The organism is Mesorhizobium sp. M0217 (assembly GCF_040321955.1).
Classification (GTDB): domain Bacteria; phylum Pseudomonadota; class Alphaproteobacteria; order Rhizobiales; family Rhizobiaceae; genus Mesorhizobium.
This window is the reverse complement of record NZ_JAMYSN010000002.1, coordinates 95,290-119,183: the sequence shown is the minus strand read 5'-3', so window position 1 is coordinate 119,183 and position 23,894 is coordinate 95,290. Positions and strand designations below refer to the sequence as shown.

General features: G+C 63.7%; 16 protein-coding genes and 1 pseudogene. 7 read left to right on the top strand and 10 right to left on the bottom strand.

What is annotated here, in order from left to right:
* Window positions 1–91: 91 nt before the first annotated feature.
* From rpmG to NKJ18_RS05130, 8 genes are all read right to left on the bottom strand, one after another.
* Window positions 92–259 (bottom strand): 50S ribosomal protein L33, encoded by a 168-nt coding sequence (gene rpmG, locus NKJ18_RS05165; protein ID WP_006201775.1) that lies wholly within the window; start codon window positions 257–259, stop codon window positions 92–94.
* A gap of 422 nt (window positions 260–681) precedes the next feature.
* Window positions 682–1,137 carry a YqfO family protein gene (locus tag NKJ18_RS05160; protein WP_023688312.1) on the bottom strand — a complete coding sequence of 152 codons (456 nt, stop codon included), beginning with the start codon at window positions 1,135–1,137 and terminating at the stop codon, window positions 682–684.
* 116 nt (window positions 1,138–1,253) lie between these two features.
* The gene (locus tag NKJ18_RS05155) at window positions 1,254–2,429 is read right to left on the bottom strand and encodes an MFS transporter (protein ID WP_023815377.1); all 1,176 of its coding nucleotides are present in this window, start codon (window positions 2,427–2,429) and stop codon (window positions 1,254–1,256) included.
* Between the two features lie 79 nt (window positions 2,430–2,508).
* A complete protein-coding gene (locus NKJ18_RS05150; RefSeq protein WP_023714243.1) occupies window positions 2,509–3,249 on the bottom strand; it encodes an NUDIX hydrolase in 741 nt (246 codons plus the stop codon).
* Between the two features lie 87 nt (window positions 3,250–3,336).
* The gene (locus NKJ18_RS05145) at window positions 3,337–3,789 is read right to left on the bottom strand and encodes a DUF983 domain-containing protein (protein WP_027050375.1); all 453 of its coding nucleotides are present in this window, start codon (window positions 3,787–3,789) and stop codon (window positions 3,337–3,339) included.
* Window positions 3,789–6,095: a ribonuclease R gene (gene rnr / locus NKJ18_RS05140; RefSeq protein ID WP_352757914.1), complete on the bottom strand. Its 2,307-nt coding sequence runs from the start codon at window positions 6,093–6,095 to the stop codon at window positions 3,789–3,791. Before rnr ends, NKJ18_RS05145 begins: the two co-directional genes overlap by 1 nt.
* Before the next feature lie 4 nt (window positions 6,096–6,099).
* Window positions 6,100–8,763: a type I DNA topoisomerase gene (gene topA, locus NKJ18_RS05135; protein ID WP_023725728.1), complete on the bottom strand. Its 2,664-nt coding sequence runs from the start codon at window positions 8,761–8,763 to the stop codon at window positions 6,100–6,102.
* A gap of 316 nt (window positions 8,764–9,079) precedes the next feature.
* Window positions 9,080–9,457 (bottom strand): COG4315 family predicted lipoprotein, encoded by a 378-nt coding sequence (locus NKJ18_RS05130; protein WP_023725729.1) that lies wholly within the window; start codon window positions 9,455–9,457, stop codon window positions 9,080–9,082.
* A gap of 217 nt (window positions 9,458–9,674) precedes the next feature.
* Here NKJ18_RS05130 and NKJ18_RS05125 point away from each other — a divergent pair, with 217 nt between their 5' ends.
* The 4 genes and pseudogenes from NKJ18_RS05125 (at window position 9,675) to NKJ18_RS05110 (ending at window position 15,463) form a co-directional block, all read left to right on the top strand.
* Complete coding sequence (locus tag NKJ18_RS05125; protein ID WP_352511626.1) at window positions 9,675–10,424, top strand: cytochrome c biogenesis CcdA family protein; 750 nt, start codon at window positions 9,675–9,677, stop codon at window positions 10,422–10,424.
* A gap of 791 nt (window positions 10,425–11,215) precedes the next feature.
* Complete coding sequence (gene glmU / locus NKJ18_RS05120; protein ID WP_352757913.1) at window positions 11,216–12,589, top strand: bifunctional UDP-N-acetylglucosamine diphosphorylase/glucosamine-1-phosphate N-acetyltransferase GlmU; 1,374 nt, start codon at window positions 11,216–11,218, stop codon at window positions 12,587–12,589.
* Between the two features lie 194 nt (window positions 12,590–12,783).
* Window positions 12,784–14,607, top strand: a complete 1,824-nt coding sequence (gene glmS, locus NKJ18_RS05115) for a glutamine--fructose-6-phosphate transaminase (isomerizing) (protein WP_352444069.1) — start codon at window positions 12,784–12,786, stop codon at window positions 14,605–14,607.
* Window positions 14,608–14,699: 92 nt separating this feature from the next.
* A pseudogene (locus NKJ18_RS05110) lies at window positions 14,700–15,463 on the top strand (DUF502 domain-containing protein).
* Here the strand turns inward: NKJ18_RS05110 and recG are convergent.
* Window positions 15,415–17,523, bottom strand: coding sequence for an ATP-dependent DNA helicase RecG (gene recG, locus NKJ18_RS05105; RefSeq protein ID WP_027050382.1), 2,109 nt, complete (start codon window positions 17,521–17,523; stop codon window positions 15,415–15,417). The pseudogene NKJ18_RS05110 and the gene recG sit on opposite strands and share 49 nt — an antisense overlap.
* 314 nt (window positions 17,524–17,837) lie before the next feature.
* Between recG and NKJ18_RS05100 the strand changes: the two genes are divergently transcribed.
* Complete coding sequence (locus tag NKJ18_RS05100) at window positions 17,838–18,125, top strand: FAD assembly factor SdhE (RefSeq protein ID WP_023681561.1); 288 nt, start codon at window positions 17,838–17,840, stop codon at window positions 18,123–18,125.
* A gap of 10 nt (window positions 18,126–18,135) precedes the next feature.
* Window positions 18,136–21,627 (top strand): transcription-repair coupling factor, encoded by a 3,492-nt coding sequence (gene mfd / locus NKJ18_RS05095; RefSeq protein WP_023691172.1) that lies wholly within the window; start codon window positions 18,136–18,138, stop codon window positions 21,625–21,627.
* On the opposite strand, the gene NKJ18_RS05090 is transcribed toward mfd, so the two are convergent.
* The gene (locus NKJ18_RS05090) at window positions 21,624–22,232 is read right to left on the bottom strand and encodes a hypothetical protein (RefSeq protein WP_196814070.1); all 609 of its coding nucleotides are present in this window, start codon (window positions 22,230–22,232) and stop codon (window positions 21,624–21,626) included. The two genes, mfd and NKJ18_RS05090, sit on opposite strands and share 4 nt — an antisense overlap.
* A gap of 271 nt (window positions 22,233–22,503) precedes the next feature.
* Between NKJ18_RS05090 and NKJ18_RS05085 the strand changes: the two genes are divergently transcribed.
* Window positions 22,504–23,877 carry a class II 3-deoxy-7-phosphoheptulonate synthase gene (locus tag NKJ18_RS05085; protein ID WP_023688326.1) on the top strand — a complete coding sequence of 458 codons (1,374 nt, stop codon included), beginning with the start codon at window positions 22,504–22,506 and terminating at the stop codon, window positions 23,875–23,877.
* Window positions 23,878–23,894: the final 17 nt, after the last annotated feature.

Sequence of the window (23,894 nt, the reverse complement as noted above, 5' to 3'; positions counted from 1 at the left end):
CCAAACAGCGGAGGGTTCTGGCTTTCGGGGCCTTGAATCAAAAACGCCGCCCGAAGGGGCGGCGCTTTTGACAGAGCGTATGAAAACCAGATTACTTGATCTTGGTTTCCTTGAACTCGACATGCTTCTTGGCGACCGGGTCGTATTTGCGGAACGACAGCTTGTCGGTCTTGGTACGGCTGTTCTTGCTGGTCACGTAGAAGAAACCGGTGTCGGCGGTCGACAGAAGCTTGATCTTGATGTTTGCGGCTTTGGCCATTGTATCAGTCCGTTATGTTCGTGGGGTTTTGGCCGCTGGAGCGGGGGAAAACACCCGGACGCGGGAAACTTGGCGCGACACATAAAGAACGTGCCCGGAAAGTCAAGCCCGACGCCTTGCCTGTGTCGTAAGCACATGAGTTGTCCGGATTAGGTAGCACATGAGTTGTCCGGTTTTATCATCGGCCCGATGGAGGCTGAGGATGAGACGGACAGCATGGCTATAGGCCGGCGAATGCCGCGACGCTGCGAAGCGGCGCTGGTTCGGCAGGGTGGATTGGTCACCCGCGCCCAACTCTTCGCAGGCTCAGGGCATTCGAATCTCGAAAAACCACGCAATTGGCTTTTCGTCCGCTACGGACCGCTTCTCACCTCACAACGGAGAAGGTAAGGCCGGTGCTTCCCCTCAGCGGGGCCGGATTTCTAGGCTTCTTCCTTAACTGGAAGCGCTTTCTTCCAGTCCCCGGTGGTGTTCCACCAGCGATTCGGATTGGCGCGGTCGTCCAGGCCCTTGGAGCGGCTGGCGAGGATCGGCTGGATGCGGATCACCGGCTCCTGGTAGGAATGCGCCTGGAAAATCGCCTCGACGACGCGGGCGGCGAGCACCTGGTCATCGGGCAACTCGAACGAGACCTCGACGGTGCCGGGGCGGCGGCGCAGTTCGGTTTCGACGCCGGCGGCTGCACCTTCCAGCGGTCGGTAGCGTTCGATGCCGTGCGCCGTTTGATAGGCGTTGCGGTCGTATTTGCCCATTGCCAGCGGCGCGATCGCGACCACGGCGTCCATGATGCGGTCGACATCGGCTGCCGGTGCCTGGAAGCTGACAAGCAGCAGAAGCGTCATGCGCAGAGATGTGGTTTCAAAGCCGCTGTCGATCATCGCCGTATCCTCAAACTCGGGTTTTTTGGGACACCCTTTTAGCTGAGGTCTCCTGACACGGTTCTGTCAGCAGCGGCGACATCCCGTCAGGATTGCGCAGGCTGGCGACGGACAGGCTACCAGATCTTGCGGACCAGCCTGGCGCTGACCAAGGCGATATAGGCGGCAAAGAACAGGCCGAGCGACCAGCCGAAGCCGGAGGGCCCGAAGGCATCCATGCCGATGCCGATCGCCTGCGGGCCAAGCACCATGCCGACGCCGTAGCAGAGCACGAAGGCGGCGTTGGCCGAGGCCAGTTCATGGCCGGAGAGCTGCGAGCCCAGATGGGCAAGGCCGATCGTGTACATGGCGGCCACCACGCCGCCCCAGACGAACAGAAGCGTCGCCATCAGGTGCCAATTGCCGGCGAAGAACGGCATGAAGATGGTGCCGGCAAGTCCGACCGTGGCGCAGGCCAAAAGCAGATAGCGGCGGTCTGAGACGCGGTCGCTGATCATGCCGATAGGGATCTGCAACAGCACGTTGCCGAGGCCGATCATGGTGAGCAGGAGGGCTGCATCCGCCTCGGAATAGCCGATGCGGTTGCCATAGACGGGGAACAGCGCAAAGCCGCCGGTCTCGACAGCGCCGAACACCAGCACGGCGGCGGTCGCTGTCGGCACCAGCCAGATGTAGCGCAGGAAGTTGCTGGTTTCGCCGTCAACCACGATTGTGGGACTTTCATTCCGTGCGGCCAGCACCGGGATTGCGGCCAGCGCGACCAGGACGATGATGACGCCAAACGGCAAGAAGCCGGTGCTGCCGATATGGGCGAAGATCCATGGCCCGGCGGCGAAGCCGAGCGACAGCACGGTGGCGTAGATGCCGAGCACCAGGCCGCGCCGACGCGGCGGCGCCGAGGTGCTGATCCAGAATTCCGACAGGATGAACAGCACCGTCAGCGCGATGTGCAGCACGATGCGTAGTGGGAACCACATCCAGAAGTCCGGCGCGAAGTGGAAGCCGACAAAGGCGAGCGCGCCGGCGGCGATCATGGCGATCATCGTCCAGGCGACGCCGAAGCGCATCGCCAGCGGCGTGGCCAGCGGGGCGCCGGCGATCGAGGCGAGGCCGGCGACCGCGGTGTTGAGGCCGATCATCGATGCCGAGTGGCCGCGGCTCTCGAGAATAACGCTGAGCAGCGGCATGCCGAGGCCTATGGCGATGCCGACGACGCTGATCGACGAGATCGCGGCGATCATCGGTAGCCAATGTACGCGCTCGTCGCCCTCTTGCTGGGTATCGACCGTCATGTGATGCCTGAATACTCTGTCTGTTTGATATTGCGTAATTCCGGACGGAAAACCGCGTCACACGTTTCCTGGAATTGCTCTAAAGAATTTCGCGAACGAAGCGGTTGCGGACAAGCCGGTAGAACGGCACGGACCCACCGGGTCGCAGGCGCGGATCGCCGGCAAGCCGCGTCTCCAGCTCCTGCAAGATCGTTCGGGTGATGTCGGGGATATCGGCCTCTCTGGCCTTGGCGAGCGGCAGCCAGACCAGTTCTTCCAGCTCATTGGTCGGGCCGCCACCCGGCAGTTCCACGGCGACATCGCTGCGCCAGGCGCTGAAGAAGCGGGTGTCGAAACGACGCACGCGATTGGGCGGGGTGATGGCGCGGGCAATGAAGCGCAGCGGCGCCAGCGAAGGCTGGACGCCGTGCTCGACAAAGCCCTGCCAGTCGCGTTTGTCGGTTGCGAACGAGCCTTTGCGGCCGATGAGCAGGCCGGCTTCCTCATAAGTCTCGCGGATGGCCGAGAGCGCGATGGCACGGGCCCGCGACGGGCTGATGCGGCCGACGCCGGCGGTCAGCCTGGCTTCTTCCTCCGGAAGCAATGGGGTGGCAACGGCAATGCGGCTGTCGGCCGAATCGGTGCGGCCGCCGGGAAAGACGAACTTGCCGGGCATGAAGGCGTGGCCTGCATGGCGCCGGCCCATCAGCACCAGAATCTCGTCGCCCTCGCGGTCGAGCAGGATCAGGGTGGCGGCATCGCGCGGGCGTATGGGCAGGCCGCTGTGGGCGGCTGCGCCACGGTCCATCCTGCTGACTTCCGCCTTGGTCATACCTTCCATGCGCAGGACCTAGCGGAAACTTCTGGCAAACGAAAGTGGCCTTTCACGGTCGGCATGTTGCGCCAGGCGACATTGCCCTGACGCAAACTAGGTTCCGGGATGCGGCTCGGTGCCGTCTTTTTCGCCGCCGAAGCCGTGCATATAGAGCGCCCATTGCAGTCCGATGACGGCGCCCTTCACCGGTTGCAGCAGAGCGACCGACAGCACGATGGTCAACGGCACCCAAATGGCGATGTGCTGCCACATGGAGAGCGTCGACGTCGCCTCGACGCCCATGAAGGCGCCGAGAACGATGTGGCCGACGATGACGATGACGAGATAAGCGGGCAGGTCGTCGGCGCGGTGGTGGTGGAACTCCTCACCGCACGCGGCGCATTTGTCGACGCTTTTGGTGAAGCCGGCGAACAACCTGCCTTCTCCGCAATGCGGGCAGCGGCCAAGGGCGCCGCGCTTCATCGCCGTCCACAGCGGGCGGGCGACTCGGCCCGAATGATGTTCGCCGCCGAAAACCTGCTTCTGGATTCCCATTTCGCTTGCCATTATCGTCTCCTGCCGCGCGACCCCGGGCGCGATTGCGACGCGCGGGCGCGGCCTTTTGCCTTGTGAAACGACCGTTTGGAGCCGGGCAGGGGCTTCGGGTCGGTCAGCATCTCGAAACGCATCGCGCCGGCCATAGGCGCCACCTCGATCAGGCGAACCTCGACGCGGTCGGCAAGCTGATAGCCCTTGCCGGTGCGTTCTCCGAACAGCGATCGCGCGGTTTCGTCATATATATAGTAATCGCCATCCAGACTTGACACCGGGATGAAGCCATCTGCGCCAAACTGCGGCAATTGGACAAATAATCCCGATTTGGTGACGCCCGAAATGCGGGCGTCGAAGCGGTCGTCGATGCGCTCGGCGAGGTAGGCGGCGATCAGCCGGTCGACGGTGTCGCGCTCGGCCGCCATGGCGCGGCGCTCGGTGCCCGAGATCAGCACCGCGACGTCTTCCAGCCGCGTCTCTTCGTCCTGCGTCAGCCCGCCGGGGCCGAGCTCAAGTGCGGCAATCAGCCCGCGATGCACGATCAGATCGGCATAGCGACGGATCGGGGAGGTGAAATGCGCGTAGCGCTTCAGGTTGAGGCCGAAATGGCCGATGTTCTTGGGCGAATATTCGGCCTGACTCTGCGAGCGCAGCACCACTTCGTTGACTAGCCCCTCATTGTCGGCGCCACGCACGCGCTCGAGAATGCCGTTGAACTGGGCGGGCCGCATCTGCGCGCCACGCGCCAGCGACAGGCCGAGCGTCTGCAGGAACTCGCGCAGCGATTCCTGCTTGGCCAGCGACGGCGCATCGTGGACGCGGTAGACCAGCGCCTGCTTCTTCGCTTCCAGCGTTTCGGCGGCGGCGACATTGGCCTGGATCATGAATTCTTCGATCAGCTTGTGGGCGTCGAGCCGCTCCGGGACGATGACGCGGTCGACGGTGCCGTCCGGCTTGAGCAGGATCTTGCGCTCCGGCAGATCAAGCTCGAGCGGCTGGCGGCCATCGCGGCCGCGCTTGAGGATGGCGTAGGCGTCCCACAGCGGCTTCAGCACCGTATCGAGGATCGGGCCGGTCTTGTCGTCAGGAAGGCCGTCTATCGCGGCCTGGGCCTGCGGATAGGCGAGCTTTGCCGCCGATTTCATCATGACGCGGTGGAAGGTGTGACGCAGCTTGCGGCCATCGGCGGCAAAAATCATGCGCACGGCAAGCGCGGGACGGTCCTGGCCTTCGCGCAGCGAGCACAGGTCGTTGGAGATGCGCTCTGGCAGCATCGGCACGACGCGGTCGGGGAAATAGACAGAATTGCCGCGTTTCAGCGCCTCGCGATCGAGTGCGGTGCCATAGCGGACATAGGCCGCAACATCGGCGATCGCCACTGTGGCGATCACGCCGCCGGGGTTCTTCTCATCGAGGTCGGGCGTGGCGAAGACGGCGTCGTCATGGTCCTTGGCGTCGGCCGGGTCGATGGTCACCAGCGGCAGGTCGCGCCAGTCCTCGCGGTGAGCAAGCGTCGCCGGCTTTACAGCCTCCGATTCGGCGATGACGTCGGCCGGGAAGATATGCGGAATGTCGTGCGCGTGGATGGCGATCATCGAGACCGCCTTTTCGCTGGTCAGCGAGCCCAGCACCGCCAGCACTTTTGCGCGCGGCAAACCATACCGGGAGGCCCGCGCGGGCTCGACCTCGACAAGGTCGCCGTTCCTGGCGCCGTTCTGGAATTCCTTGTCGACGATCAGTTCGGGCTGGCGACGTTCGACCGGCTCGATGCGGAAGGTGCCGTCCCTCAGGATCCGGAAGACGCCCAGCACGGCATCTGTCCGCTTCTCGAAAATCTTCATTACGCGGCCCGTATAGGCAGGCCCGGTCGCCTCGTCGGTCGGGAAGGTCTTGGCCAGCACACGGTCGCCAATGCCAGGCTGCGGGCCATTGCCGCCGCGGGAGACGCGGATCGAGATCACCGGCGGTTCGCCGGTGCCGACGGCCTCCGCCGGATGCGCCAGCAGAATACCGTCGCCGTCGCGACCGAAAATGTCGAGCACGGCGACATGGGGCAGGGCGCCGACACGGGCCAGCCGCTTGCGCTCCTTGGTCAGGATGCCTTCGTCCTGCAGGTCGCGCAGAATGTCCTTCAGCCAGATGCGGTCGTCGCCGCGCAAGGCAAACGCCTTTGCGATGTCGCGTTTTCCCGCGCGGTCGGGGTTCTCGGCGATGTAGCGCAGGATTTCGTCACGCGAGGGCCTGTAGTCGTCCTTGACTTTGGCCCTCGTGTCGGCGGTGCGCGGATCGCCGTGGCTTCTACCGGTGATCCTGCGCGCCACGCTGCTATCCCTTTTTCTTCGCCGCCGGCTTCTTGGTCGCCGACTTCTTGGCTGTGGTTTTCTTGCCAGTGGTTGTTTTGGCAGTGGTTTTCTTGGCTGTGGGGGCCCTGGCGGCTGCCGCCTTGCGGAACGGCTTCTTGCCGCCGCCTTTGGCTTCCTTCTCGGCAATCAGCGCCACCGCGTCCTCGACGGTCACCGACTGCGGATCCTTGCCCTTGGGCAGTGTCGCGTTGACCTTGCCGTAGTTGACATAGGGCCCGTATTTGCCATCGCGCACGACGATCTTGCCGCCGCCATCGGGATGGTCGCCGAGTTCCTTCAGCGCCGCCGCAGTGCCGCCATTGCGGCCGCCCTTGCCCTTCAGCTGCTTCTCGGCGATCACGGTGACAGCGCGGTTGAGGCCGATCGAGAACACATCCTCTATGCTGTCGACATTGGCATAGGTGCCATCATGCAAAACGAATGGACCATAGCGGCCAAGCCCGGCGGAGATCATCTTGCCGGATTCAGGATGCTTGCCGATATCGCGCGGCAGCGACAGCAGCGCCAAGGCCTTTTCATGGTCGATCGAGTCGGGCGTCCAGCCCTTGGGCAGGCTGGACCGCTTGGCTTCCTTGCCGTCGCCGCGCTGGATATAAGGACCGAAGCGGCCTGAGCGCAGCGTGATTTCCTCTGCCGTGTAGGGATCGTTGCCGAGCACCTTGGTGCCGTCCTCGCCGCCGCCATTCTCGCCATTCGGGTTGGCGGCATCGCCGAGCTGGCGGGTAAAGGAACATTCCGGATAATTGGAGCAGCCGACGAAGGCGCCGAACTTGCCGAGTTTCAGCGACAGATTGCCGGAGCCGCATTTTGGGCAAATGCGGGGATTCGAGCCATCCTCCCGCGCGGGGAACACCAGCGGCGCCAGTTCCTCGTTCAGCGCATCGAGCACGTCGGTGACGCGCAGTTCCTTGATGTCGGCGACGGCGCCGGAAAAATCTTTCCAGAAGTCGCGCAGCACGTCCTTCCAGGCGAGCTTGCCGTCGGAAATCTCGTCAAGTTTTTCCTCCAGTGAGGCCGTGAAGTCATATTCGACATAGCGCTCGAAGAAGCTTTCGAGGAAAGCCGACAGCAGCCGGCCCTTGGCCTGCGGCACCAGCCGGCGCTTGTCGATGGTGACGTAGTCACGGTCTTCCAACGTCTTCAGGATCGCGGTGTAGGTCGACGGACGGCCGATGCCGAGCTCTTCCAGCTTCTTGATCAGCGACGCCTCGGAGTAGCGCGGCGGCGGCTCGGTGGTGTGCTGGGTGGCATTGATCGCCTGACGGGCCAGCTGCTCGCCGGCACGGATCTCGGGCAGACGACGGTTTTCCTCGTCTTCGGCGTCGTCGTCCTTCTGGTCGGTGTAGGCGGCGATGAAGCCGTCGAAGCGAACGACGGAACCGACGGCGCGAAGCTCCGCGGTGCGAGCGCCATTGACCGCCTCGATTTCGACCGTGGTACGCTCGATCTCGGCCGACTGCATCTGGCTGGCGATGGCGCGCTTCCAGATCAATTCGTAAAGCCGCAGCTGGTCGGAATCGAGATACTGCCTGACCGAAGCCGGCGTGCGCATGAAATCGGTCGGGCGGACCGCCTCGTGCGCTTCCTGGGCATTCTTGGCCTTGGCTGTGTACTGGCGCGGCTTTTCCGGGAGGTATCTTGGGCCGAATTCCTTGGCGATGGTGTCGCGGGCGGCGTCGATCGCCTCCGGCGCCATCTGCACGCCGTCGGTTCGCATATAGGTGATCAGGCCGGTGGTCTCGCCGCCGATCTCCATGCCTTCATAGAGGCGCTGCGCCACTTGCATGGTGCGCGTCGCCGAAAAGCCGAGGCCCGACGATGCCGCCTGCTGCAGCGTCGAAGTGGTGAAGGGCGGGCCAGGATTGCGCCGCGTCGGCTTGGCTTCCACCGACAGAGCCTTGAAGGTCGCGCCTTCGAGCATGCCCTTGATATCGTCGGCCTGCGCCTTGCTGGCGATGTCGAGCTTCTGCAGCTTCTTGCGCTCGAACGCGGTCAGCCGCGCCTCGAAGCTGTCGTTACGTGGCGTGCCGAGGAGGGCAGCGATCTGCCAGTATTCCTCGCGGACGAAACGTTCGATTTCGGATTCGCGGTCGCAGACCAGGCGCAGCGCCACCGACTGGACGCGGCCGGCGGAACGGGCGCCCGGCAATTTGCGCCACAGCACCGGCGACAGCGTGAAGCCGACGAGATAATCGAGTGCGCGGCGAGCCAGATAGGCATCGACCAATGGCGCATCGATCTGGCGCGGATTGGCCATCGCTTCCAGCACCGACGACTTGGTGATGGCATTGAAGACGACGCGGCTGACCGGCTTGTCCTTCAACACGCGCTTCTGCTTGAGCACCTCCAGCACGTGCCAGGAAATGGCTTCGCCCTCGCGATCCGGATCGGTGGCGAGGATCAGGCCATCGGCATCCTTGACCGCGTTGGCTATGTCGGTGAGACGCTTTCCGGACGCGGTGTCGACCGCCCAGGACATGGCGAAATCCTCGTCGGGACGCACCGAACCATCCTTGGCCGGCAGATCGCGGACATGGCCGAACGAGGCCAGAACCTTGAAGTTCTTGCCGAGATACTTGTTGATTGTCTTTGCCTTGGCCGGCGATTCGACGACGACGACGTCCATGAGGTCTCATATCAGCTGTGGGGCGGCAGAAGAATTCCGCTGCGTGACGCATTCAATTGGTCGCTCACATGGCCGCGCTTTTGCGATCGGTCAAGGGCAAGCGGCCAAAATGCGGAGGCGTGTGCCGCAATACACTCTTAGAGTGTATGGAGAAGATCACAAAATTTTTGTCTGGGACGGTTCGTGTTTCGAGCCACCGGGAAAGGCGCCGCGACCAGTTCGTGCTGCGCGTAAATGCCGAACTGGTCGCCGGGTCGCTTGGAGCCGGCGGCCAGCCGAGTCCCGCCGATGGGGTGCGGGATAGAGGTTCGGACGATCAGTCGGCCTTGACGATGTGCCAGACTTCGCCGACGCCGTCGCCCGTGATGTCACCGGCCTTCTTGTCCTTGATGAAGGTGTAGACCGGCTTGCCGTCATAGGCCCACATCTTGGTGCCGTCGGTGCGGTCGACGATGGTCCATTCGTCGTCCGCCTTGGCGCCGTCCTCGGCCTTCAGCGGCGGCCAGTTGGTGGCGCATTTGTCGTAGCAGTTGGTCTTGCCCTTCTCGTCCTTGTCATAGGTATAGAGCGTCATGCCATTGGCATCGGTGTAGATCTTGGTGCCACCGACTTCGGCTTCCTTCCACGCTTCGGCGGCGAAGGATGCGGCGGTGCTGAGCAGAAGGGCGGCCAGGCCGACGGTGATCGTTTTCATGGAAATCTCCCTGGTGATCCGACGAAGCGCGCAGAAATCGCGGCTTCGCTCTGTGAACGCTCGGCGAGGGACATTTCTTCCCCGGCTTGGTCAACTTGGGATTGGCCGCCAACAATTCGTCCGCCGGACCGTATCTGTAGCCAAATGCCACACGATGGTGATTGGCGAACACGGGTTTGCACCGCTATATCGGCGCCAGGGAATCTGGAGTTCTGGAATGCCATTGGACGTCGGCTATGTCAGCGCGGTCGGAGCGGGGGCGATCTCGTTCCTGTCGCCTTGCGTGCTGCCGCTGGTGCCTCCCTATCTCTGCTACATGGCCGGCGTGTCGGTCGACGATTTTCGCGGTGACGATGCCGGCGTCACGGCCAAGGCCGGCGCCCGCGGCGCGCTCATCTATTCCTCGCTCGCCTTCGTACTCGGTTTCTCCACCGTGTTCGTGGCGCTTGGCGCCGGCGCCTCGACCATCGGCCACTGGCTGCGCGTCTGGCAGGAGCCGCTGGCGATGGCTGCCGGGGTGCTGATCATCCTGATGGGGCTGAATTTCCTCGGCATCCTGCGCATACCACTTTTGTCGCGCGAGGCGCGCTTCCAGTCGCAGGGCAAGCCCGCCAGCATGGTCGCCGCCTATGTCATGGGGCTGGCCTTCGCCTTTGGCTGGACGCCGTGCATCGGCCCGGTGCTGGGGCCGATCCTGACCTTGGCCGGCGGCCGCGAGACGGTGGGCGAGGGGGCGCTGCTGCTCGCCGCCTATTCGCTTGGCCTCGGCATTCCGTTCCTGATCGCTGCCCTGTTCTCCGGCGCCTTCATGCGCTTCCTCGGCAGGTTCCGCGTCCATCTCGGTCGCGTCGAAAAGGCGATCGGCGCGCTGCTGGTCGTCGCCGGGGTGTTCTTTCTCACCGGCGGCGTGCAGACGGTGTCCTACTGGCTGCTGGAGAATTTTCCGGTGCTGGGCCGGCTGGGGTAGGTGCTGGGCTTGACCTAGGAATATCCGCTTCTGTGCACTTCAAATCGCCGTCCGATCTTCTCCGGAATGACTACCTCCTGGCCATCCGAGTCGATCCACGCACCATTTACAACTAAGCATTCTCCCATTGGGGCGGACGATCCATGTCCGTCCCACCCTGGGATGTTAAGATCGTGTTTGGGTGCGGTAGAGACCAACTCGTATCGCCATATCCTTGCCGATGTTGCGTCGATGGAGTTGTCGATTGACCAATTTTTATGCGCAATCGGTAGCGATTCCTTCTTATAGGCATCAAGCAACTGCAATCTGAGAGCCGCGATCAACACGCAGTTTGCCGCCTGTCCAAGATCAGGATGAACTAGATACTGAGCTCGCAAACCGGTGGGGCTATTAAAGAAAATGTCAAAGGTCGTTGGCTTAAACCGCAAACAAAACCCAGCGCGATGACACCCGAATAATTCGGCTCGGTTCCCGGGCCTTACAGACGCATCTATCTTTCTTGAAGCGGCTTCCTTGCATATTCGCTCTACAATCTCGTCAAAAGCAGGCGAATTCTCCAACTCAAATCGCCGCCGTTTGTCGAAATCGGACCGAAAGGCCCAACTGACAGCTCGCGGGAACGAAATCTGGGTATTCATCCCCAAAGCACTTTCTGTCTCCTGCGGATGACCATACTTACCTGAGGACCGCCAAGGGTCTTTGTTAGGTTTCTACCGAAATTCAGCCGCATTGGACCGCGATGCCTCCGGTGCTAAGACTGCAACGAATCTCGGTCCTCGGAAACTCCCAACATGCAAACCAGATCCTGCCTGTCCGTTATCCTCGCCGCCGGTGAAGGCACGCGCATGAAGAGCGCGACGCCGAAGGTGCTGCACCAGATCGCCGGACTGCCGATGGTCGCCCATGTGGTGAGGGCGGCAGAGGCCGCCGGCGCCCGCAGCCAGGCGCTGGTGATCGGCCATGGCGCCGAGGATATGCACAAGGCAGCGGCGAAGTTCGCGCCCAAGGCCGAGACGTTCGTGCAGGAGAAGCGGCTCGGCACCGCGCATGCGGTGCTGGCCGCACGCGGTGCAATATCAACGGGTTATGACGACATTCTCGTGATGTTCGGCGACACGCCGCTGATCGATGCTGAAGCCCTGGTGACCGCGCGGCAAAAGCTTGCCGATGGCGCGGCCGTCGTGGTGATCGGTTTCCGTCCGCCCAGCCCGGCCGGCTATGGCCGGCTGATCGAAAAAGGTGGCAAGCTCACCGCCATCCGCGAGGAGAAGGACTGCTCCGCCGAGGAAAAGAAGATCGGCTTCTGCAATGCCGGCATGATGGCGGTGGCCGGCGCTCATGCGCTCGAACTGCTCGACAAGGTCGGCAACAAGAACGCCAAGGGCGAGTACTATCTCACCGACATCGTCGAGATCGCCAGTGCGAAAGGGCTCGATGTCGTCGCCACCGAAACGAGCTTCGAGAGCGCGCTCGGCATCAACAACAGGGCCGAGCTTGCGCAGGCGGAAGGCATCTGGCAACAGCGTCGTCGGGACGAGGCGATGCTGTCGGGCGTAACGCTGATTGCGCCGGACACCGTGTATTTCTCGCACGATACCGAAATCGGCGCCGACACCATCGTCGAGCCCAATGTCTGGTTCGGCCCGGGCGTGAAAATCGCCGGCGGCGCCAAGATCCACGCCTTCAGCCACATCGAAGGCGCGACCGTCGCTGCCAATTGCGACGTCGGTCCGTTCGCACGGCTCAGGCCAGGCGCCGATCTCCGCGAGAAAGCCAAGGTCGGCAATTTCTGCGAGGTCAAGCAGGCGGTCATCGAGGAGGGCGCCAAGGTCAATCATCTGACTTATATCGGCGATGCCCGTGTGGGCGCGGGGGCCAATATCGGCGCCGGCACCATTACCTGCAACTATGACGGCTACTCGAAGTTTTTCACCGACATCGGCGAGGGCGCCTTCATCGGTTCGAACTCGTCGCTGGTGGCGCCGGTTACGATCGGCAAGGGCGGCTACATCGCCTCGGGTAGCGTCATAACCGAAAGCGTGCCGGACGATGCGCTGGCCTTCGGCCGCGCCCGCCAGAAGACCATTCCCGGCAAGGGCAAGGAATTGCGCGAGCGCTTCGCGTCTGCCGCAGCGGCGAAGAAAAAGGCCGGCACCGGCCATTAACCGCCGAAGCAATTGAACAACCGAGGAATTGCGGTAACCGGATTGCAAGAGCGGTGTGTCATGGTGCATCGGGTTGAGAAGCGTTCCGTTACAGCAGACGAAACGCAAAGTGACTTTCGCGGCGGGCCGGCAATCCCTAGATAGCGCTGGTTTTCCATCGGGACTGGTTTTCCAGGTGAATCGGGGGCAGGCGCATGTGCGGTATCGTCGGAATTGTCGGCCAGAGCCAAGTCGCGCCGCTCATCGTCGATGCTTTGAAGCGGCTGGAATATCGCGGCTATGACTCGGCCGGTGTCGCCACGATCGAGCATGGCCGGCTTGGCCGCCGCCGCGCCGAAGGCAAGCTGATCAACCTCGAACGCCGGCTGAAGGACGAGCCGCTCGATGGCACGATCGGCATCGGCCACACGCGCTGGGCCACACATGGCGTGCCCAACGAGACCAACGCCCATCCGCATTTCTCCGACGGCGTCGCCATCGTTCACAACGGCATCATCGAGAATTTCGCCGAGTTGCGCGATGAGCTGATCCGCGACGGCTATTCCTTCTCGTCGCAGACCGATACCGAGGTCGTAGCGCATCTGGTGGCGCGGCAGCTTGCCAAAGGGCTGAAGCCGATCGAGGCGGCGCACCAGGCGCTGAAGCGGCTGGAAGGCGCCTTTGCTCTGGCCATCATGTTCACCGGCGACGAGGATCTCATCGTCGGCGCCCGCAATGGCCCGCCGCTGGCCGTCGGCCATGGCGATGGCGAGATGTTTCTGGGCTCCGACGCCATCGCGCTGGCGCCGTTCACCAATTCCATCACCTATCTCGAAGACGGCGACTGGGCGGTGGTGCGCCGCGATGGCGTCACCATCTTCGACATCGACGGCAAAGAGGTTGCCCGCAAGCGCCAGCAATCACTGTCGACCAGCTTCATGGTCGACAAGGGCAACCGCCGCCATTTCATGGAAAAGGAAATCCATGAACAGCCCGAAGTGATCTCGCATACGCTGGCGCACTATGTCGATTTCGTCTCTGGCGTGTCGAAGCCGCTGGAACTGCCGTTCGACTTCGCTAAGATCGGCCGGCTGGCGATCTCGGCCTGCGGCACCGCCTATCTCGCGGGGTTGATCAGCAAATACTGGTTCGAGCGCTATGCGCGGCTGCCGGTCGACATCGATGTCGCCTCGGAATTCCGCTATCGCGAAATGCCGTTATCGGCTGATGATGCTGCCTTCTTCATCTCGCAGTCCGGCGAAACCGCCGACACGCTGGCCTCGCTGCGCTATTGCCGCAAGGCGGGCATGAAGATCGGCGCCATCGTCAATGTGCGCGAATCGACCATGGCGCGCGAATCCGACGTCGTGCTGCCGACGTTGGCCGGGCCGGAGATCGGCGTCGCCTCGACCAAGGCTTTCACCTGCCAGCTTTCGGTGCTGGCCTCGCTGGCGGTGCGTGCGGGTGTGGCCCGCGGCACGATCTCGAAGGACGAGGAAAAGACGCTGGTGCGCGCTCTTTCGGAGGCGCCTCGCTACGCCAACCAGGTGCTCAAGCTCGAGGAGCAGATCGAGCGCATCGCGCGCGAAATCTCGCGCTACAAGGACGTGCTCTATCTCGGCCGCGACACCAATTTCCCGCTCGCCATGGAAGGCGCGCTGAAACTCAAGGAAATCTCCTACATCCATGCCGAGGGTTATGCCGCGGGCGAACTGAAGCATGGCCCGATCGCACTGATCGACGAAAACATGCCGGTCATCGTCATCGCGCCGCATGACCGCATCTTCGAAAAGACTGTGTCGAACATGCAGGAGGTGGCGGCGCGCGGCGGCAAGATCATCCTGATCACCGACGCCAAGGGCGCGGCTCAGGTGAGCTTGAAGACGATGGAGACGATCATCCTGCCTGACGTGCCGGAAATCATCTCGCCGATCATCTATGCGCTGCCGATCCAGATGCTGGCCTACTACGCCGCCGTGTTCATGGGGACGGACGTCGACCAGCCGCGCAATCTGGCGAAATCGGTGACCGTGGAGTAGTCGGCGCTCATCGGGGGTCTAAAAAACTTCGCAGTTCCAAAGCGCCGTCCGCTTCACTAGTGTGGCGCTGCAACCCGCATCCCCGGTGAACCATGTCCGATGCTCCCAGAACTTCCGGCATGACCCGGCTGAGGAACTATTTCCTCACAGGCTTTATCGTCTGCGCGCCGCTGGCGATCACCGCCTATATCGCCTGGTCGTTCGTCGGCTGGGTCGATTCCTGGGTGAAGCCGTACATTCCGGCGCGCTACAGCCCCGACACCTATTTGCCGTTTCCGGTGCCCGGCTTCGGCCTGATCGTGGCGCTCGTGCTGATCACGCTGATCGGCTTCATGACCGCCAACATCGTCGGTCGCGCCATCGTCAATTTCGGCGAACGGCTGCTTGGCCGTATGCCGCTGGTGCGCGGCATCTACGGTTCGCTGAAGCAGATTTTCCAGACGGTGCTGTCGAACAAGGGCGATATGTTCCGCCAGGTCGGGCTGGTCGAATATCCGCGAAAAGGCGTCTGGTCGCTGGTCTTCGTCGCCAGCGAGAAGGAAACCGAGATCAACCAGAAGCTCGACCATGCAGGCGACCCGATGATCGCCGTGTTCATGCCGTGCACGCCGAACCCTACCACCGGTTTCCTGATGTACGTGCCGAAATCCGACATCGTGCTGCTCGACATGACGATCGAGGACGGCGCCAGGCTGATCGTCTCGGCCGGGCTGGTGGCGCCCGAAGTCAAGCCGAAAATGGTGACGATGAACGGCCAGCCGATCGACTCGCCAACCCGCCGCTTGGCGGGCTGATCGCCGAGGGCGCTCAGCCGGCGCGCAAGAGCCGTACGGCCTCGTCGCGGCCGAACAAATAGAGCAGCAGGCGCAGCGCCTCGCCGCGCTCAGACTGTAGTTCCGGGTCGCGCGACAGGATCAGCCTTGCATCGTCGCGGGCTGCTTCGAGCAAGTCGGCGTGCACCTCGATGCGCGCCACCTGGAAGCCCGGCGTGCCGGACTGGCGGGTGCCGAGCAATTCGCCTTCGCCGCGCAGCTTCAGATCCTCTTCGGCGATCAGGAAACCGTCCTCGGTCTCGCGCATCACCGACAGCCGGCGCTTTGCCGTCTCGCCGAGCGGGTCCTTGTAAAGCAGCACGCAGGAAGAAGGCTTGTCGCCGCGCCCGACGCGGCCGCGCAGCTGGTGCAGTTGCGCCAGGCCAAAACGCTCGGCATGCTCGATGACCATGATCGTGGCGTCCGGCACGTCGACGCCGACCTCGATAACGGTGGTGGCGATCAGGATGCGGGTTTCGCCGGCCTTGAAGGCGCGCATCGCCTCGTCCTTTTCGGCACCCTTCATGCGGCCGTGGACGAGGCCGATGCGATCGCCGAACAAGGGCTGCAGCGAGGCAAAACGGTCCTCGGCCGACATCAGCTTGATCTCTTCGGATTCCTCGACCAGCGGGCAGATCCAGTAGATCTTCTGGCCGTCGGCAACCGCGTCCAGCATGCGACCGACCAACTCGTCCAGCCGTTCCAGTGGCAGCGTGACGGTGCGGATCGGCTGGCGGCCGATCGGTTTTTCCGTCAGCTTGGAGACGTCCATGTCGCCGAAGGCGGTCAGCACCAGAGTGCGCGGGATCGGCGTCGCCGTCATCACCAGCATGTCGGGGGCGTCGCCCTTGGCGGTGATGGCAAGCCGCTGGTGGACGCCGAAGCGGTGTTGCTCGTCGACCACGGCAAAGACGAGGTCGTGATAGGTCACCGTTTCCTGGAACAGCGCATGGGTGCCGACGACGATGTCGATCTCGCCGCTGGCGAGACCTGATAGCGTTTCAGTGCGTTCGCGGCCCTTTTCGCGGCCGGTCAGGATAGCGACGCGCAGGCCGGCCTGTTCGGCCAAAGGCGTGATCGTCGCCAGATGCTGGCGCGCCAGGATCTCGGTCGGCGCCATCAATGCCGCCTGGCCACCGGCCTCGACTGCGCGCCCCATGGCCAGCAGCGCCACCACCGTCTTGCCGGAGCCGACATCGCCTTGCAGCAGGCGCAGCATGCGCTCGGGGTCGGCCAGATCGGCATTGATTTCGGCAAGCGCGAATTCCTGGCTGCCGGTCAATGAATAGGGCAGGGCTGCGCGCAGTTTCTCAACGATGCGACCGTCGCCGATGAGCGGCCGGCCCGACAGGCGGCGCACTTTTGCCCGCACCAATGCCAGCGAGACCTGGCCGGCGAGAAGCTCGTCATAGGCAAGGCGGCGCCATGCCACCCCCTCGATGGCGACATCGATCGGGTCCGCGGGATAGTGGATGCGGGCGAGCGCGTCGGCGAAGGCGGGGAAAGTCTGCTTGCGCATGAAGGCGCCGTCCTGCCATTCCGACAATTCCGGCAGCCGGCCGAGCGCCTGGCCGATGGCGCGGCGCAGCACCTTGCCCGACAGGCCGGCGGTCAGCGGATAGACCGGTTCGACCAGCGGCAGTGTTTCCGCCTCGCTCACCAGGGCGATATGGTCGGGATGGACCATGGTCGGGCGGCCGTTGAACCACTCCATGCGGCCGGAGACGACGACATGCTCGCCCACCGGCATCGCCTTTTCGAGATAGGCGGCATGGGCGTGGAAGAAGATCAGGCCGATCTCGCCGGTGTCGTCATGGGCATAGACGCGGTAAGGCACCGACCGGTTGCCGCGCGGCGGCGGCTGGTGGCGGTCGATGCGCACGTCGAGCGTGACGATGGCGCCGGCCGGCGCAAGCGCGATGCCGGGACGATTGCGGCGGTCTATGACGGTGTGCGGCAGAACGAACAACAGGTCGCCGGCGCGCGCCGGCCGTTCGCCGAGATCGGCCGCCACCACCTTCTCGATCAGAGCGCCAACCTTGGGGCCGACGCCGGCAAGCGAAGTGATCGGGACGAAGAGAGGGTCGAGGAGGGAGGGGCGCATGGCTTCACTCTCCCCCCTGTGGGGAGGGTCGATCCTCGAAGCGGAGCGGGATGGGGGTAGGTGCGCGGCTAACTTTCGAGGAAGTCGGTAGGTCAGCGCCGCACCCCCACCCCGTCTCACTCGCTTCGCTTTGCGAAGCGTGCTCGCCGACCCTCCCCACAAGGGGGAGGGTGAAGTGCGGGCGGTGTCCGGCACCAGCGTTGTCAGGAGTGTTCTTCACACCAGGGATGTTTAGCCGCCCACCCGTGCGTTGCAAGGCTGACACCGCCCTCTATCCACGCTATATGCGCCGCACCAAGCAAGGATGCGGCACGATGACCGGGACGAAACGATCAAGCGAGGGGCTGGATATCAGGCGCCGCAAGCTGTTGTTCCGCTCCTGGCATCGCGGGATGCGCGAGATGGACCTTATCCTCGGTACGTTTGCCGACAACGAGATCGGCGCCTTGACCGGCGATGAAATCGACCAATATGAAAGGCTCCTCGACATCCCCGACACCGAATTCCTGCCCATGGTCACCGGCGAACGCCCGGTTCCCAGGAATATCGACTGTGCCGTCCTGCAAAAGATCCTGGCATCGCGCCGGACCATGACATTTTAAACGTGCAACCATGAGCCTCATTCCCAAAATCGGTCTGCCGAAAGGCCGTGCCGGCCAGTTCATCGTCGACGGCGTTGCCGATGGCTACGAAGCCTTTGCGCTGGTGCAGGCGATCCATGAGATTGCGCCTGACAAACCGGTGCTGTTCGTGGCGCGCGACGGCCAGCGCCTGCCGTCGATCATCGAGGCGCTGACCTTTGCCGCCCCCGGCCTGCCGGTGCTGGAGTTGCCGGCCTGGGATTGCCTGCCCTATGACCGCGTTTCGCCAGGCTCCGATGCCGCCGCCAAGCGGCTCGACGCCCTGACGGCAATGATCGCGCTGGCAAAAAAGCCGCATCGCGCGGTCATCCTGACCACTGCCAATGCGCTGCTGCAGCGCATTCCGCCGGCCGATCTGGTCGAAGCGCAGACTTTCCACGCAAAGCCCGGCAACCAAATCGACATGAACGCGCTGGTGTCCCGGCTGGAGATTTCCGGCTTCGAGCGAGTGCCGACGGTGCGCGGTATCGGCGAATTCGCCGTGCGCGGCGGCATCCTCGACCTCTACGCACCCGGCTGGACGGAAGCACTGCGGCTCGATTTCTTCGGCGACACGCTGGAATCGATCCGCGTCTTCGACGCCGCCACGCAGCGCACCACCGGCCAGCGCAAGTCGATGGCGCTGCAGGCGATGAGTGAAGTGGCGCTGACCCCCGAAACCATCAGCCGCTTCCGCCGCTCCTATATCGAAGCCTTTGGCGCGCCGCAGCGCGACGACGGCCTTTATGCGGCGGTGAGCGAAGGGCGGCGCTTTGCCGGCATGGAGCACTGGCTGCCGCTGTTCTACGAGCGGCTGGAGACAGTGTTTGATTATCTGCCGGATGCGCCTGTCATCTTCGACCATCTGGCGCACGAAGCGCTGGCTGAGCGTCACACGCTAATCCTCGACCACTACGAAGCGCGCCGCAAACAGGCCGACGCCGCGTTGAAGGACGCCGTGCCCTACAAGCCGGTGGCGCCGGACCTGCTCTATCTCTCACCGGAAAACCTCGTGGCGTCGCTCGGACCGCGCGAAGCCATCGACTTCACCGCCTTCGACGCGCCCGATGTCGGGGCCAAGAAGGTCTTCCATGGCGGCTCGCGCCATGGCCGCAGCTTTGCCGAGGAACGGGCTGACCCAAACATCAACGTCTTCGATGTCGTCGTAAAACACATCGCTGACGAGCGCGCGGCGCGCCGCCGGGTCATCGTCGCCGGCTGGACCGAAGGCTCGCTCGACCGGTTGGGCCAGATCCTGGCCGAGCACCATCTCGGCAATCTCGTGCCGGTGGCGACGCTGGCCGAGGCGGAAAAGCTCGAGCCGGGGCAGGCGGTACTCGCCGTGCTGCCGCTGGAATCCGGCTTCGAGACCGAACAGCTGGTCGTCGTCGCCGAGCAGGACATTCTGGGCGACCGGCTGATCCGCCGCTCGAAGCGCAAGAAGCGCGCGTCGGATTTCATCGCCGAGGCCTCGTCGCTGTCGGCCGGCGACATCGTCGTCCACGCCGATCACGGCATTGGCCGCTTCATCGGCCTGCGCACCATCGAGGCGGTCGGCGCGCCGCATGACTGCCTGGAAATCCACTATGCCGGCGACGACCGGCTGTTCCTGCCGGTGGAAAACATCGAGCTTCTGTCGCGCTACGGCTCTGACACAGCCGAGGCGACGCTGGACAAGCTCGGCGGCGGCGCCTGGCAGTCGCGCAAGGCGCGGCTGAAGAAGCGCCTGCTCGACATGGCCGGACAGTTGATCCGCATTGCCGCCGAGCGCCAGATGCGTACCGCGCCGCCCATGGTGCCGGCGGAAGGGCTTTACGGCGAATTCTCGGCGCGCTTTCCCTATGAGGAGACCGACGACCAGCAGGGCGCGATCGATGCCGTCGTGGACGATCTCGGCGCCGGCAAGCCGATGGACCGGCTGATCTGCGGCGATGTCGGCTTCGGCAAGACCGAAGTGGCGTTGCGCGCCGCCTTCATCGCGGCGATGGAAGGGTTCCAGGTCGCGGTCGTGGTGCCGACGACGCTGTTGTCGCGCCAGCATTTCAAGACTTTTTCGCAGCGCTTCTCCGGCCTGCCGATCCGCGTCGGCCAGGCCTCGCGGCTGGTCGGCGCCAAGGAACTGGCGGAAACCAAGAAAGCCATCGCCGAGGGGCAGGTCGACATCGTCATCGGCACCCATGCACTGCTCGGGTCGGCGATCTCGTTCAAGAATCTCGGCCTGCTGATCATCGACGAGGAGCAGCATTTTGGCGTCAAGCACAAGGAACGGCTGAAGGACCTCAAGACCGACGTCCACGTGCTGACGCTGTCGGCGACGCCGATCCCGCGCACGCTGCAGCTTGCCTTGACCGGCGTGCGCGAACTGTCGCTGATCGCCACGCCGCCGGTCGACCGCATGGCGGTGCGCACCTTCATCTCGCCTTTCGACCCGCTGGTCATCCGCGAGACGCTGCTGCGCGAACGCTACCGCGGCGGCCATTCCTTCTATGTCGTTCCGCGCATCAGCGATCTCGCCGAAATCCATGATTTCCTGCGCGAATCCGTCCCCGAGCTGAAGGTGGCGGTGGCCCATGGCCAGATGCCGCCGGGCGAACTCGACGACATCATGAACGCCTTCTATGACGGCCAGTACGACGTGCTGTTGTCGACCACCATCGTCGAATCCGGGCTCGACATTCCGACCGCCAACACGCTGATCATCCATCGCGCCGATATGTTCGGCCTGTCGCAGCTCTACCAGCTGCGCGGCCGCGTCGGCCGTTCCAAGGTGCGGGCATATGCGTTGTTCACGCTGCCGGCCAATCGCAAGCTCACCGACACCGCCGAGCGCCGGCTGAAGGTGCTGCAATCGCTGGACACGCTTGGCGCCGGCTTCCAGCTCGCCAGCCACGACCTCGACATCAGGGGCGCCGGCAATCTACTCGGCGAAGAACAATCCGGACACATCAAGGAGGTCGGCTTTGAGCTCTACCAGCAGATGCTGGAGGAGGCGGTGGCCGAGGTGAAGGATTCCGGTGAGGTGCAGGATGGCGGCTGGTCGCCGCAGATCGCGGTGGGCACGGCGGTCATGATCCCGGAAAGCTATGTGCCGGACCTGCAGCTCAGGCTGGCGCTCTACCGCCGCCTTGGCGATCTCGAAAGCACCGAGGAGATCGATGCTTTCGGCGCCGAGCTGATCGACCGCTTCGGCCCGCTGCCGGAGGAAGTGAAGCATCTGCTCAAGATCGTCTTCATCAAGGCACTCTGCCGGAGGGCCAATGTCGAAAAGCTCGATGCCGGCCCCAAGGGCGTCGTCATCCACTTCCGCAAGCGCGAGTTTTCGAACCCGGTCGGGCTGGTCAAGTACATCGGCGAACAGGGCTCGCTGGCCAAGATCAGGGCCGACCACAGCGTGGTCTTCATCCGCGACTGGCCGACGGCGGAAAAGCGCCTGGCGGGCTCGGCTGTCGTCATGACGCAGTTGGCGCGGCTGGTGGCCACCTAGACTTTCGGATGGAAATTCGACTGCAACTGCAGGTCGGATGCCGAGAACGTGCCGGCGCCGACGATGACGTGCCCGGCAGGCACGGTGAAGCCGCGCGCGGCGCCGGCGCCTTTCAGCAATCCGGCCCGGCGGTCGGGGTCGGACTCACGAAAACTGCCGCCCGGTTCCAGCCGGCAACTGTCGACGGTGATCGCGCCGAGAAGCTGGCTGCCCGAACCGAGCACCGTCTCACCGAACACCGCCGCGCCGTTGAGATAGCGGCCTTGATCGCCGATCACGATCGAGGCTCCCGGCCTGTTGGCCTTTGCAGTAAAACCGCCTTCGCCAAACTGGTTGCGTGAGCCGACGCGGATTGCGCCGGCGGATGCTTCGAACAGTGTGTTGGCGTGGAAAATGTTGGCGTCGCCGATCTCCAGCGCGCCACCGTCGGTGCAGAACAGGTAGACGCCGGGGAAGAAGACGTTGCCTCGCCCGATGACGGCGCCTGCGGAAATCAGCGTGGAGTAGGGGTCGTAGATCACGTTGCCGCGCTCGGACAGGCCAACAACCTCTTCGATCGTAAACAGGCCTTGCTCGCGGCGCACGCGGTCAAGGTAGGCGGACACGGACATAGGGACTCCATGGAGAATTGTTGCGCAGCGGACGATGACCGGCGCGACTACATCTGTGAGGATCGATTCTGGCACCAAGGGATATTGCACAGCCGTCGCGAAGATAAGAAGCCAAAGTGGGTCGCGGCATGGAGCTCCCCATCATTCGCCAGCGCTTGAATTCCGGTCTAGAATAGAAAATCGGCTTCGTGTATGGAGCCGCCATCCCCATATGGGGCGGGAATGGCGGGCAAAAGCCTGCTGGAAAGAGCGTTTGGGTGCAGCGATGACGAAATGGTCGCCGAATTCTTGGAGAGCAAAGCCGATCAAGCAGGTTCCTGCCTATCCGGACCTCGCCGCGCTGAAGAACACGGAAGCCCAGCTCGCCACCTTTCCGCCGCTGGTTTTTGCCGGTGAGGCGCGCAAGCTGAAGAAGCAGCTTGCGGCTGTCGCTGCCGGCGACGCATTCCTTCTGCAGGGCGGCGATTGCGCCGAGAGTTTCGCCGAACATGGCGCCGACAACATCCGCGACTTCTTCCGCGTCTTCCTGCAGATGTCGGTGGTGCTGACCTTTGCCGGCGCGCAGCCGGTGGTGAAGGTCGGCCGTGTCGCCGGCCAGTTCGCCAAGCCGCGCTCGTCCGACAATGAGACCAAGGGCGAGGTGACGCTGCCAAGCTACCGTGGCGACATCATCAACGGCATCGAGTTCGACCCCAAGTCGCGTATTCCCGACCCGGCCCGCCAGGAAATGGCCTACCGCCAGTCGGCGGCGACGCTTAACCTGCTGCGTGCCTTCGCCCAAGGCGGCTACGCCAGCCTGGAGAATGTGCATCGCTGGATGCTGGGCTTCGTCTCCGACAGCCCGCAAGGCGAGAAGTATGGCATGCTCGCCAACCGCATCACCGAGACGATGGACTTCATGAAGGCCGTCGGCATCACCTCGGAGACCAACTACGCGCTGCGCGAGACCGACTTTTACACCAGTCACGAGGCGCTGCTGCTCGGCTATGAAGAGGCGCTGACCCGCGTCGATTCGACCTCCGGCGACTGGTACGCAACGTCGGGCCACATGATCTGGATCGGCGACCGCACCCGACAGCCCGACCATGCGCATGTCGAATATTGCCGCGGCATCAAGAACCCGCTCGGCCTCAAATGCGGCCCGTCGCTGACGACTGACGGCCTGCTGGAGCTCATCGACCTGCTCAATCCGGAGAACGAGCCGGGCCGGCTGACGCTGATCGCCCGCTTCGGCTCCGACAAGGTCGCCGACCATCTGCCGAAGTTGGTGCGCGCGGTGCAGAAGGAAGGTCGCAGCGTCGTGTGGTCGTCCGACCCGATGCACGGCAATACGATCGAGGCTGCCGGCTACAAGACGCGGCCGTTCGACCGCATCCTCAAGGAAGTGCAGACCTTCTTCGAGGTGCATCGCGCCGAAGGCACGCACCCCGGCGGCATCCATGTCGAGATGACCGGCAAGAACGTCACCGAATGCACCGGCGGCGCCCGCGCCATCACCGCCGAGGAGCTGCAGGACCGCTATCACACCCATTGCGACCCGCGCCTCAACGCCGACCAGGCGATCGAGCTGGCGTTCCTGGTGTCGGATCTCTTGAAGAAGAGCCATCCGGTGCAGCACAAGCAGGTGGCTAACGGCTGAACCCGTTTTCAGAATTG